The sequence below is a fragment of the Sinorhizobium sp. NFACC03 genome, assembly GCF_900103435.1.
Classification (GTDB): domain Bacteria; phylum Pseudomonadota; class Alphaproteobacteria; order Rhizobiales; family Rhizobiaceae; genus Ensifer.
Genome location: NZ_FMXF01000008.1, coordinates 182,541 through 194,900 on the forward strand (window position 1 = coordinate 182,541; position 12,360 = coordinate 194,900).

Annotated in this window: 10 protein-coding genes and 1 pseudogene; 3 read left to right on the forward strand and 8 right to left on the reverse strand. The window is 63.2% G+C overall.

All coding sequences use genetic code 11. The features are described 5' to 3' along the window. Position 1: 1 nt before the first annotated feature. The 3 genes from BLU35_RS13715 to BLU35_RS13725 form a co-directional block, all read right to left on the reverse strand. On the reverse strand, positions 2-787 hold the full coding sequence (locus BLU35_RS13715) for a pseudouridine synthase (RefSeq protein ID WP_093233426.1): 786 nt from the start codon (positions 785-787) through the stop codon (positions 2-4). An 81-nt stretch (positions 788-868) separates the two neighbouring features. After that, entirely contained in the window at positions 869-2,431 is a 1,563-nt protein-coding gene (locus tag BLU35_RS13720; protein WP_093233427.1) for a D-aminopeptidase, read from the reverse strand. Between the two features lie 97 nt (positions 2,432-2,528). Continuing rightward, a complete protein-coding gene (locus BLU35_RS13725; RefSeq protein ID WP_093233428.1) occupies positions 2,529-4,247 on the reverse strand; it encodes an ABC transporter ATP-binding protein in 1,719 nt (572 codons plus the stop codon). Positions 4,248-4,580: 333 nt separating this feature from the next. On the opposite strand from BLU35_RS13725, the gene BLU35_RS13730 reads away from it, so the two are divergent. Then, the gene (locus BLU35_RS13730; RefSeq protein WP_093233429.1) at positions 4,581-4,880 is read left to right on the forward strand and encodes a DUF6074 family protein; all 300 of its coding nucleotides are present in this window, start codon (positions 4,581-4,583) and stop codon (positions 4,878-4,880) included. Between the two features lie 10 nt (positions 4,881-4,890). On the opposite strand, the gene BLU35_RS13735 is transcribed toward BLU35_RS13730, so the two are convergent. The 3 genes from BLU35_RS13735 to BLU35_RS13745 all read right to left on the reverse strand — a co-directional run bounded on the left by BLU35_RS13735 (position 4,891) and on the right by BLU35_RS13745 (position 8,916). After that, positions 4,891-6,111, reverse strand: coding sequence for an adenylate/guanylate cyclase domain-containing protein (locus tag BLU35_RS13735; protein WP_093233430.1), 1,221 nt, complete (start codon positions 6,109-6,111; stop codon positions 4,891-4,893). A gap of 68 nt (positions 6,112-6,179) precedes the next feature. Next, the gene (locus BLU35_RS13740) at positions 6,180-8,246 is read right to left on the reverse strand and encodes an FAD-binding oxidoreductase (RefSeq protein WP_093233431.1); all 2,067 of its coding nucleotides are present in this window, start codon (positions 8,244-8,246) and stop codon (positions 6,180-6,182) included. A 58-nt stretch (positions 8,247-8,304) separates the two neighbouring features. Next, positions 8,305-8,916 carry a glutathione S-transferase family protein gene (locus BLU35_RS13745; RefSeq protein ID WP_093233432.1) on the reverse strand — a complete coding sequence of 204 codons (612 nt, stop codon included), beginning with the start codon at positions 8,914-8,916 and terminating at the stop codon, positions 8,305-8,307. Between the two features lie 146 nt (positions 8,917-9,062). Here BLU35_RS13745 and BLU35_RS13750 point away from each other — a divergent pair, with 146 nt between their 5' ends. Next, positions 9,063-9,956, forward strand: a complete 894-nt coding sequence (locus tag BLU35_RS13750) for a LysR family transcriptional regulator (RefSeq protein WP_058322676.1) — start codon at positions 9,063-9,065, stop codon at positions 9,954-9,956. Between the two features lie 28 nt (positions 9,957-9,984). Here BLU35_RS13750 and BLU35_RS13755 read toward each other — a convergent pair whose 3' ends face one another. Beyond that, a complete protein-coding gene (locus BLU35_RS13755; RefSeq protein ID WP_093233433.1) occupies positions 9,985-10,788 on the reverse strand; it encodes a LytR/AlgR family response regulator transcription factor in 804 nt (267 codons plus the stop codon). Beyond that, a complete protein-coding gene (locus BLU35_RS13760) occupies positions 10,785-11,879 on the reverse strand; it encodes a sensor histidine kinase (RefSeq protein ID WP_093233434.1) in 1,095 nt (364 codons plus the stop codon). The genes BLU35_RS13755 and BLU35_RS13760 overlap by 4 nt, the downstream gene beginning before the upstream one ends. Positions 11,880-12,146: 267 nt before the next feature. Between BLU35_RS13760 and BLU35_RS36120 the strand changes: the two are divergent. After that, positions 12,147-12,360, forward strand: a pseudogene (locus BLU35_RS36120) (IS110 family transposase); the annotation flags it as partial.

A 12,360-nucleotide genomic window follows, 5' to 3' on the forward strand; every position in this document is an offset into this window, starting at 1 on the left:
GTCAAAGACCCGTGCGTCGCCTCAGATAGGCGATTTCCTCAGGGGTCAGGCTGCGGCTCGTCCCCTTCGGCAAATCGCCAAGAGCGATCGTCCCGATTGAAACCCGCAGCAGGCGCAACACCTCGAAGCCGAGCGCATCGAGCATGCGGCGGATCTGGCGGTTGCGCCCCTCTTCCAGCTCGACTTCGATCCACGTGTTCTTGTCGCCGCCCCTGAGCTGGACGGCCCGCGCTGCGTGCAAGGTTTCGCCGCCTTCCTCGATGCCGGCAACCATCTGCTTGAGTTGGTCGTCACCGATCTGCCCGGCGATCTGCACGTGGTAGACCTTGCCGAGATGAGTTTCAGGATCAAGCAGGCGCTGGGCGAGTACCGTGTCGTTGGTGAAGAGCAGAAGTCCTTCGCTCGCCTTGTCGAGGCGACCGACCGGGGACAGGAAAGAGGTGTCTATATCCCTCAGGCAATCGAACACGGTCGGCCGGCCTTCCGGGTCGTGGCGGGTCGTGACCAGTCCACGCGGTTTGTTCAGCATCAGATAGATCTTCTTTTCGGCAAGCACCGGCTTGCCGTCGACCGTGATGCGATCCTTGTCGACGGCGACCCAGTGTGAAAGGTCCGTGATCTTGCGTCCGCCGACGCTGACGCGCCCTTCGAGCACGAGCTTTTCGGCCTGCGTGCGCGAACAATAGCCGAGCTTGGAAAGTGCGCGGGCAACCGTCACGCGCTTGCCGGCATCGGCCCCGGCGTGGCGTCCGGTTTCTCGAGCGGCTGTCGGTCGCTTCTGCTTCACGCTGTGATCTTCCGGTTCCTGGTCGTGTGCGGCCCGCTGCCGTACCCCTGTTTAAAATATCCGGTCGCTTCGACCGCGGCGTCAGCCGATCTTCGTGTAGTCGATCCGTCGGGCGAGCCAGCAGCCGATGGTGAGGCCGGCCACGTTGCCTTGCTGGTCGCGTCGGACAAGCACGGTCCAGTCTCCCGGTGCCGGTGCATCCATCGAGCGCTTGCAGCGAAGAAGCCAGACGTCTTCGGCCAGCGGTCGCATGGCGTGCATCGCGCCGGTCCCGAGCGAACCGTCGAAGCCACCGTAGAAGACACCATTGGTGGAAGCGATGTCGAGATGGGCGTCGAGTTCAACTGAGTGATAGCGACCGGCGATATCGGGAAGTGCCGTGCCGGAAACGCGGTCAGCGCTCACCGTCAGATTTTCGCGAGGCCGCTCCATGCGAAGCGAGGCGCCTTGTGCTGTCAGGGTCACTGCGGCCGAACCGGCGCTGCCGTCGGCGCTGACGGAAAGCGTTTCGGGAGAGGTAGCAAACTGCAGTTCGACGCGGGACGATCCGCTGGGCCTGGTGACAAGGGCGAGGCCCGTTTCGGCATCCAGATAGTTGCCGGTGCCCTTGGCGTCCCAGCTTCCGGATGTGGTCTCGGTATCCTCGTGGCCGAGGGCGATCTTCATCAGCGCGACCGCCGCCGCATGGGCATCGCCTTCGTGATTGAACATCACCACGACAGAGAGGCGCTCGGCCGGCGCGTAGAGCCTGCGGCAGCGAAAACCGCGAAGCGCACCGCCATGGCCGCTGATGACGGCATCGCCGATCGTCTCGTGTGCGAGGCCGAAGCCGTAGGGTGCCGGGCGGCCATCGGCATAGGTCTGCGGTGCAGAAAGGCGCCGGTAGAGCCCGTCCGCATCGTCACGCGTCCTGTCGATAAAACACTCCCAGGCAAGCATATCGTCGAGCGAGGCGGAAACACCGGCGTCACCGGCCCAGTAGATGCGGTTCAGCGCCTCGAAATAGCCTGTTGTCTCGTTGCCCTCGTAACCGACGACGCCGTCCGGCGGCAGGCTCGTATCCGGTGTCAGGGCGGCGGTCTGCATGGCCGCGGGGCCAAAGACGGAGCGCTGATAGAGTTCCGCCATCGAGCGGCCGGTATGCTCCTCGATGAGATCGGCGAGAATGCGGAAATTGCCATTGGAATAGGAATAGCGAGTGCCGGGCTCGAAGTGTGTCGAGCGCGCCTTGGAGAGCAGCGGGCGTGCATCCTCGCGGCGGAAGACGCCGTCGTGGCTGGCGCCCTGCAGCACCGTCAATGCCCAGTAGTCGCGAAGTCCGGACTGGTTGTGACAGAGATGGGCAGCGGTCGGGCGCTTGCCTTCGAGCAAGGGGAGATAGACGTCGAGCGCCCGATCGAGCTTCTCGGGATCGCCGACCGTATCCAGCAGAACGGCGCAGGTCAGATGCTTGGTGATCGAGCAGATCGGTATCCGCGTCGCCATCGTCATCGGCTTGCGGGCCGTCAGGCCGGCATAGCCCCAGGCGTGGCGAAAGAGGACCTTGCCATCTCTGACCACACCGGCAACGCCGCCCGGTCCGGGGTAGTGCTGCGGCAAGGCTGCGAGGGCACGTTCAAGGACGGAAAGATCAGGAGTGTTCATGGCGCTGAAGGTCTATGGGACGCAGGGTAGGGGACGTTGTGTTCCGTTCGTATCGCCCCCTCCTTCCGCATGCAATGCCTGCAGCTCCGCGGCTTTGTCAGCCGGCGCCTGCCTGGGCGTGATAGAGGCGGCTATAGGCGCCCTTGGCGGCGAGCAGCGTTTCATGCCGCCCCTGTTCGCGAATGCCGCTGCCGTCGACGACGACGATGCGGTCCGCATCGCGGATCGTTGCCAGCCGATGCGCGATGATCAGCGTCGTCCTGCCCTTGGAAAGTTCGGCCAGCGACTGCTGGATCGCCCTTTCCGTTTCGGTGTCGAGCGCTGAGGTCGCCTCGTCGAGGATGAGGATCGCCGGGTTCTTCAGGAACATGCGGGCAATCGCCAGCCTCTGCTTCTGCCCGCCGGAAAGCTTGACGCCGCGCTCGCCGATCACCGTGTCCATGCCGTCCGGCAATGCCTGGATCATGCCGTCGAGCTTGGCGCGCCGCGCGGCATCCAGGATGTCCGCTTCACTCGCGCCAAGCCGCCCATAGGCGATGTTGTCGCGGATGCTGCCGGCAAAGAGGAAGACATCCTGCTGCACGATGCCGATCTGGCCGCGCAGCGACGAGAGCGTGATGCCACGGATGTCGATACCGTCGACGGTGATCGAACCCTCGCTGACCTCGTAGAAGCGCGGCAGCAGCGAGCAGATCGTCGTCTTGCCGGCGCCCGAGGGGCCGACGAAGGCGATCGTCTCGCCGGCATGGATCGTCAGGTCGATGTTCTGGATGATCGGCTTCTCGGCGCTATAGCCGAACGAGACGCCGCGATAGGTGATGTCGCCCTTCAGGCCGGAGACGTCGGCAGCACCCGGCCGGTCCTCGATATCGGGTTCGGTTTCCATGAGTTCGAGGAAGCGTTTGAAGCCGGCAATGCCCTTGGGGTAGGTCTCGATGACGGAATTGATCTTCTCGACCGGGCGGAAGAACACGCCGACCAGCAGCAGGAAGCTGACGAAGCCGCCATTCGTCAGTTCGCCCGTCAGCACGAAGTAGCAGCCGGTGATCATGACGATCAGCTGCGTCAGCCGCATGCTCATGTAGCTGAGCGACGTGCTCGCGGCCATGATGCGATAGGCTTCGAGCTTGGTGCGGCGATAGTTCTGGTTGTCGGTCTCGAACAGGCTGCGCTCATGGGCTTCGTTGGCGAAGGCCTGCACCACCCGCATGCCGCCGACATTCTCCTCGATGCGGGCGTTGAAGTCGCCGACACGGCCATAGAGGCTGCGGAAGTTTCGGGTCATCCGCCCACCATAGCGGCTGGTGACCCAGGCGGTCATCGGCACCACGGCGGCCGTGATCAGCGCTAGCTGCCAATGCACCATCAGCATCAGCAACAGAGCGCCGATGAAGGTCATGATCGCTATGAACAGGTCCTCCGGCCCGTGGTGGGCGACTTCGCCGATTTCCTCGAGGTCCTTCGTCAGGCGTCCGACCAAATGGCCGGTCTTCTGGTTGTCGAAGAACGAGAAGGAGAGCTTCTGCAGATGGTCGAAGGCCATCCGCCGCATGTCCGTCTCGATGTTGATGCCGAGCATGTGACCCCAATAGGTAACTGTCGCCATCAGGCCGGTGTTGAGCAGATAGACCAGCAGAAGGCCGGCCGAGGACAGGAGGATCAGCGTCCATTGCTGGCTCGGCAAAAGCTGGTCGACGAACAGCTTCACCGCGATCGGGAAACCGAGTTCGAGCAGGCCGGACAATACGGCGCAGGAGAAGTCGAGAATGAACAGGCCGCGATAGGGGCGGTAAAACGCGAAGAAACGCTTCAACATGCAGGTGCACTCACTGGGGGGCGGCGACCGAGGGTCAGCAGAAATATGATTTCCAATGTCATGTTTTGTGCCGGAAACCAACCCAGAAAAGCCGAAAACCGTGTCGTGTGTTTGACGGGGTCGACATCTTCCGTCTCGCAGAGGATCAATCCGCACTTGGCGGCGTCGGCAGGAAGGAAACGTTAACCATAAGCTTCGTAGAACAGGAATCACCAGAGTGCTTCGCCTTCGATTGGGGACATCGGAGGCATCTGAGGTGCTCGATATCGACAAGCGTAGGGCGTCTTCAAGCGTTCGCGTCAACGCACGAAGTTCCAGGGGGCGAATGAGACGATGGCAGGCAATCAATCAGTGAAAGCCACGGAATCCGACGTAGGTACGATCGTTCCGTTTCCAGTGGCGAGGAGATTGACCGCCATCCGCACCGCTGCCGCCGAGCTCGAAGACCTGCATGGCGCCGAAGCGCTGCAATTCTGGCGCCGCCGGTGCCGCGCCCTTGCCGACGAACTTTTTGCCTGCGGCTGCTCGGAAGACGAAGTGCGCCGGCAGGTGATGGACTTCCAGGGTGAGGTTCAGGCCGAACTGCAGCACCGCCACCTCTCGCGCGTCTCTCAGGGCGCGATGAGCCAGTAACGGCGCCTTTTCAATTCACCGGCAGCTCCGGATCCCAGGTGAACAGTTCCTTTGCCCGGGCGATGCCGCGCAGCGCGAAACGACCCAGCGACACCGCATGAACCTGATGTTCCGGCGGGCAGGCCTCGACGAAATCAGAGGACATGATCATGTGCCGCTCCACCGAACGGCACATCGACGAAATGCGGCTCACTTCGTTGACGGCGGGGCCGACGACGGTGAAATCAAGCCGCGTCTGGCTGCCGATATTGCCGTAGAAGACCTCGCCGATATGGAGGCCGAGATAGACGTCGGTCGTCGGCTTGCCCTCCTCTTGCCGGCGTGCGTTGAGCTCGGCCAGCATGCGGCGCAGCTGCCGTTCCGCCGCAATCGCGTTGGCGCAGGCGATTGCCGGATCGTCGGCGTTGAATATCGCAAGCACGCCGTCGCCGATGAGCTTCAGCACGCTGCCGCCGTGGTCGTGAACGGCGGTGATTACCGTGCCCGAATAGTCGTTGAGGAGCGGGATGATCTCGTCGGGGGCGGCGGTGTCCGAGATGCGCGTGTAGCCGCGCAGATCCGAGAACCACATGACCGTTTCGATACGTTCCGCCGAGCCGCGGGCAATGCTGCCCTTGACGACGCGCTGACCGGCGTCGGCGCCGAGATAGACGTCTGCGAGCGTGCTGATGATGCGCACGCATGAGCCGGCCTTCACGGCCAGCGCAAGGGTCGGCAGCAGGATTCTCAGTGCGGCGACATCATCGTCACTGAAACCGCTTTCGCGTCGCGTCGTCCAATAGGAATAGAAACAGTCCATCTCGCCGACACGGCCCTGGTCGGTGAAATGGTGAATCATGCTGATGCAGTCGGTGTGACCTTCATCCTTCAGCTTGTCGATTATGTTGTAGGTGGTGCCTTCATCGGCTGAGAGCCGGATGCGGCGCTCTGCCGCTCGGTCGCGAAGCATGTGGTAGAAGATCGAGTTCTGCCAGTTCAGCAGCGCTTCGCCGGTGGTCGTCGAGCCGTACTGGATGACTTCGGGCGTGACCTCGCTCTCGTCGTTCCACTGGAAGGCGCGGCCCTCAAATTCCGGATGCAATGTATCGATCAGCCCAAGCGCGCGGGCCAGATCCAGGCCGGCTGCGCGGCATTGCTCGCAGAAGCCGGCAAACAACTCCGGCTCTTCCAGGCCTTTCAGGCCCTGTTCGGAAAGCCAGAGCACGATATCGCGTATCTGTTGGTCGTTCATGGCGCATCCCGCTCGGTCGACGTCGACTGCCTGATGATGTGGTGCATCATCAATAGCCGAACCAGAGCTCAGAGCGAAAGATGCAGTTTACGTTCCTCGCCTTCCGCCGGAACGGCGCAGCAGATCAGCGCCTCGCCCTCTGCCACCGGGAAGGAGGGCAGCGACGGGTAGGTCACCTTCCCCTCGAGCACCGGCGTTCTGCAGGAGCCGCAACTGCCGTTGCGGCAACCGAACTCGGGCGTCAGCCCGCGCGCTTCGGCGAGATCGAGCAGGTTGCCGTCGCCCGGCTGCCAACGGGTCTCCTTGGCGGATTTCGCGAAGACGACGTGCACGGGAGCGCTGGCGGCCGGTGGCATGATCGGCCCAGCACCGCCATCCGGCCGCCGCGTCAGCGACGAGAGCCCGAAGGCCTCCGCATGGATGCGGGCATCGGCCACATTAAGCCCGCGCAATCCGTCATAGAGCGACTGCGTGAAAGCCGCCGGGCCGCAGAGATAGAAGTCGTAGTCGTCGAAGGGCAGGGTGGACTTGAGGTGGCTGATATCGATCCGGCCGCCGACGTCATAGTCCTGCCCTTCGGTCGCGGTCTCCGGCTGGCTGAGCGCGCGTATGAGGCGGATGTTGCCCTGGCCTTCCTCGACCAGAGCGGCAATCTCCCGCTCGAAGGCGCGTTCGTTTCGGGACCGAGCGGCCTGGAAAAGCCAGGTTGGGCGCGTGCGGCGCTTGCGGCGCCCCTCGTGGACGATGTGCTGCAACATGGCGACCATCGGCGTGATGCCGACGCCGGCGCCGATCAGCACGGCCGGTCGCCGCTCGGTGCCATCGATCGTGAAGCTGCCGGCCGGCGCGCGCGCCTCGATCCGGTCGCCGGGTTTCAGCCCGTGCAGGTATTGCGAGACGGTGCCGTCATTCTTGACACTGATGCGATAGAAGGCGTCGGTCGGGGCGGAAGAGAGCGTGTAGCTTCTGACAAGTGCCTTGCCGTCCGCGTCTATCCTCACCCGAATCGGCAGGTGCTGGCCGGCCTGGTGAGCCATGAGACCGACGCCATCGTCCGGCACGAGGTAGAGCGAGCGGATCGTCGTGCTTTCCTCTTCGACGCGCGCCACGCGGAATGGGCGCCACTCCTCGGCAAGGGCCGCGGCCTGCAGGTGCACCTTCGCCTGTTCCCAGTCACCCGTTGTCAGCAGGCTGGGCGACCAACCGCCATCCTCGAAGGCCCAGCGAATCGGCAGGCCGTCCTGGCGATAAACGATCTGTTGGGGACGGAACCGCCACAGGCGTTCTGCGCCTTGAAAGGCGGCGACTTCGGGCGACGACAGGATGACCTCGGCGCTGCCGGTCATCTGCAGCATGTCGCCGGTCGCAAAGTCGACGAACAGCAGGCCGGCGCGCGGATTGACCATGAAGTTGCCGAGCGTGTTGAAGAACAGGTTGCCGGAGAAGTCGGGGATCGTCAGAACGTCATCTTCGCCGAGCTCAACGAAGCCAGCCTTTCCGCCGCGATGGGAGACATCGACCTGCCGCTCGCCGGTATCGCGGTCGACATAGGAGGCGACGAAGAAGGTGTCGGCATTGGCGATGATCGCCCGGGCGCGATCGTCGAGGGCCGCGTAACGGATCGGCCGTTCCGATGCCGGTACATATGGATCGCGGGAAAAGGAGAACTGCCGGAGCTGGATATATTGCGGGCAGTTGCCGAAGCTCTGGCGCACGCGAATGGTGAAACCGTCGTCGCCGTCGCGCAGGATCGCGCCGTTGAGCCGGTTCCGGCGCCGGGTTTCGAGCTGGATGCCGAGCATGCCGATCGAATGTGCATCGCCCATGCCGGCATCCGCCGGATCATCTGGATCACGGGGCAGCCGTACGTCGAGGTTCCAGGCGTCGGGCGCCTGCATGAAGCCGGGGGCCGCGGCGCGCATCGTCGCCCAGACGTCACCCTGCGCATCGACTGCGCCGAAGACGGCGAAGGGCAGCATCGGGAAAAACTGCTGGTGCTGCTCGGGCATGAAGCTGCGGACGAAATTGCGCCCCGTCGCATCCATGCGCTCGACGACGCCGATGCTGCGCTGGATGGTGAGTTCGCCTTCGTGCCAGGGAGAGTCCGGCCGTTTCTGTTGTGCATTGTCCGGCATGATCTGAAACCTCGTTGGGGTGAGGCCCGGGGCAGTGTGACCGCCCCGGGCCAGTTCGTCAGGCGGCGAGGCCGACGGCCGTCTTTTCAAAGCCGACGAAGCCGGGCAGGCGCTCGATGCGGGCAAGCCAGGCCCGGACTTGCGGGTAGTCGGATAGATCCACATTACCCTCGGGTGCGGCAGAAACGTAGCTGTAGAGGGAAACGTCGGCGATGGTCGGCCGGGCGCCGAGCAGGAAGTCGCGGCCGCTCAGTTCCGCATCGATCTGCGCCAGCACGCGATGGGCCCGGGCGATAGCCTCTTCCGCCCGCAGATTGGCACCGAACACGGTGACGAGCCGGGCAGCCGCCGGACCGAAGGCGATGTCGCCGGCAGCAATTGAAAGCCACTTCTGCACCCTGGCGGCCAAAGCCGGATCTTCCGGCAGCCAATCGATGCGGCCGAGCTTCTTGGCGAGATAGACGAGGATGGCGTTGGAGTCGGCAACGACGGTGCCGTCGTCATCGAGGACCGGAACCTGGCCGAACGGGTTGAGCTTCAGGAACTCCGGCTCCTTGTGCGCCCGGGCCTTGAGATCGACGTCGACCAGTTCGTGCGGTACGCCGAGCAGCGACAGGAAGAGCTGAGCCCGGTGCGAATGGCCGGACAGCGGATGGCGATAGAGTTTCATGGGAGATGTCCCTCGAAGAGCATGAGAACCGTCGCGGCCCTCCGACGGTTCGGGATGAACCGCCTTCGAGATCAATCTATGACTTTCCATTTTTTGGCAGTAGACTGCGGGAACGATAGACTGATTCCCGTTTTTTGGAAGGAAAGATGGATCGCCTCGACGCCATGGGGGTTCTGCTCGCCGTCATCGACAGCGGCAGCCTGTCGGCTGCCTCACGGCAGCTCAAGATGCCGCTTGCCACAGTCAGCCGGAAGGTCTCGGAGCTTGAGGCGCATCTGGGCGCCCAGCTCATCACTCGCACGAACCGCAAGATCCTCTTGACCGAAACCGGCCGCTCCTATGTCGAGGCCGCCAAGGAGATCCTGGCGCGGGTCGAGGAGGCGGAAAGGGTGGCCGCCGGCGAATACAGCGCGGTCAAGGGCGACCTGACGATCTCTGCCCCGATCGTCTTCGGTCGCCTGCACGTTCTTCCCGTCGTCGTGGACTTCCTGAAGGCTCATCCTGAGATCGATATGCGGCTGGCGCTGGGTGACCGGTTTGCCAATCTCGTTGACGACCATATCGACTTGGCACTTCGGATCGGCAACCTTCCCGACAGCAACCTGGTGGCGACCAGGCTCGGCTCAGTCCGCCGCGTGGTCTATGCAAGTCCCGGCTATGTCGCGCAGCACGGCGCGCCCGGGCATCCGAACGAACTCGCCGATCACGACTGCATCACCTTCGAAAACGTCACGGCCGCCCATGTCTGGCGCTTCCTCGACGATGGACGCGAACTGGCGGCGCCGATCCGGTCGCGGTTGATCGTCAACACGGCGGAATCGGCCGTCGATGCCGCCATCTCCGGCCTTGGCCTGACGCGGGTGCTTTCCTATCAGGTAGCGCGTCCCGTCTCGGAAGGGTTGCTCGTTCCGTTGCTGGAGGCGTTCGAACACCCGCCGCTTCCGGTCCAGCTGGTCTATCTCCCGCAGGGCCTCGTGCCGATGAAGCTCAGGGCCTTCGTGGATTTTGCGGTGCCGCGGCTGCGCGGCGTCTTGCGCTAAAGCCGATCCATGGCCCCGGTTTCGGCCCTCAGTCCGCTTGCGGGCGCTCGCACGTGGTCGGCCGGATATGGCGCGCATAGGTTCGCCCGACGCGAATTTCGCTGCCGTCGGAGAGAAGGGCGATGAGGGCTGCGAAGGGGGCCTGCTTCAGCCCCACGATACAGTCGCGGCGCACGATCGAGCTGCGGTGAAGCCGCAGAAACTCTGCCGGGTCGAGCCGGCGTTCAAGCGAAGCCAGGCTTTCGTGATGCAGATAGGACCGGCCTTCGATGTGGATGCGGACATAATCGCGCTCCGCCTGGAAACGCACGACCCGGTCGAGCGCGATCCGAACGAATTCTCCGCGGGATTTGATCCAGAGATCGGCCGACTGGGTTTCATGTTTGCGCAGCGCCTGTCGCAGCGCCCGCACGGTTTCGTTGAGTTCCACCACACGTTCGGTGCTCGTTCGTGCCGCGATCGCCACGCGTGCCCGCTCGATTGCGGTGCGCAGGCGGTTCGCCTCGATCGGCTTGGTGACATAGTCGACGGCAGCCGCCTCGAAGGCGCGAAGCGCATAGTGATCGAAGGCGGTCACGAAGACGACCGCGGGCGCGTTGCTGCCCACTTGCTCCAGGATGTCGAAGCCGGTGCCGCCAGGCATCTGGATATCGAGCAGGATCACGTCCGGCTGCAGCTCGGCGATGAGACTGCAGGCCTGCTGGACATTGCCGGCCGTCCCCAAGACCTCGACCCCTGGCATCGCGCCGAGCAGGCGCAGCAAGCGGCGTCTGGCGAGCGGTTCATCGTCGATGATGAGGATCGAAAGGGAGATTGTCTGGATTTCGTTCATGCAAGCCTCAGGGGCATTGTAATTGCGGCTCTGAAACGCCTGGGCGTCACGAGCCCGGATACACAGGCCCCGACCCCCGGAAACCGCGCCTGGACGCGATCGGCGACATTCTTGAGGCCGATCCCAGTGCCGGAGGACTGGCGCCGCCCACTATCGGTCTCCTCGGCGATATCGTTCTCGACGGCAATCTCGAGCGACTGACCGACCTTGGCGGCGCTGATGACGATCTCGACCTGTTCAGGCGAGCGGCCAACGCCGTGTTTGACCGCGTTCTCGACCAGGGGCTGCAGGATCAGGCTTGGCACCAGTGCCTCTTCCAGGCCGCTGGCAATGTCCATCCTGAGTTTCATCCGGTCGGAATAGCGCTCGCCTTCGATGTGAAGGTAGCCGGCTTGCAAGGCCAGTTCATCCGCAAGCCTCACGTCGTGCAAAGGATCGAGCTCCAGGGTCGTACGCAGAAAGTTGGAAAGCGACATCACCATGCGGGTCGCGGCAACGGTCTGCCCTTCCTCGATCAGCCCGGTGATGGAGTTCAGCGTATTGAACAGGAAATGCGGATTGACCTGGTATCGCAGCGCGCGCATTTGCGCGGCCAATGCTTCCTCGCGCGAGATCGCCAGTCGCCGTTCGCGCTCACGCAGCTCGAAGCTGTAGAGCAGCGCGACGAAGAAGAACGACCACCCGACGAAGGTCGCCATGCTGTAGACGAGCGTGTAACCGGTATTCGTCCAGTCGACCGCGATCGGGTCGGGACGCACGAATAAAACATAGAGCAGGAAGTCAATGCCGGTATTGGCAAAGGCGGCAATGAGAGAGGTCGAGAATCCAACGACGATCTTGGTGGCCATGTGTCGGTGCCTGACGCGAAACATCGTCGCCGCGATACCGTAGGAAAGAACCATGCCACAGGACATCAGCAGCAATTTGCCGGGGGCCGACACGATCGGATCGATCCCGAGTATACCCCACAGGATACTGCTGATGAGAAATTCCACGAACCAGTAGAGAAAACCGAGCCAGAGCGTCGCGCGCCGCATGCTACCGATATAGGCGCTTTCGTCCACTAATTTGGCTTCATCCTCTGGTTTCATTCCATTTTTATGGTTCAAGCGGGCGCCGATGTCGATTGCCGTTCGTCGGCGATTTCAAGCGGTTTGCAGAAAGCCGCGGCGCTTCCGGCGCGATTCTGTGCCGTTTGCGGAATGCGGGTGCCTGTTGGCTTTGCCGGCTTGCCGTTTCGAAGGCGGCTTAGACCGTATGTTCGCGGGGTGAAGGTGGCCCGCCCCCGCAGTAAGCTGAAGTCGGGGGTTGCTCTGGATAGGCCGGAGCCGAGCCCCACGCTTAAGCGAGGGCGAACCATGAAAGAAAATAGCGTAATTTTCATCGGCTTGGATACGTCGAAGTTGAAGATTTCAGTGGCCATTGCCGATGGAGTGCAACGGCGAGGTGCGGTTTTTCGGCGACATCTCCTCGGAGCCGGCGTCAGTGGCATCGATGATCAATAAGCTTTCCAAGCGTGGAGCCAAGCTCCACTTTTGCTACGAGGCCGGTCCCACGGGTTACGGTCTTTAC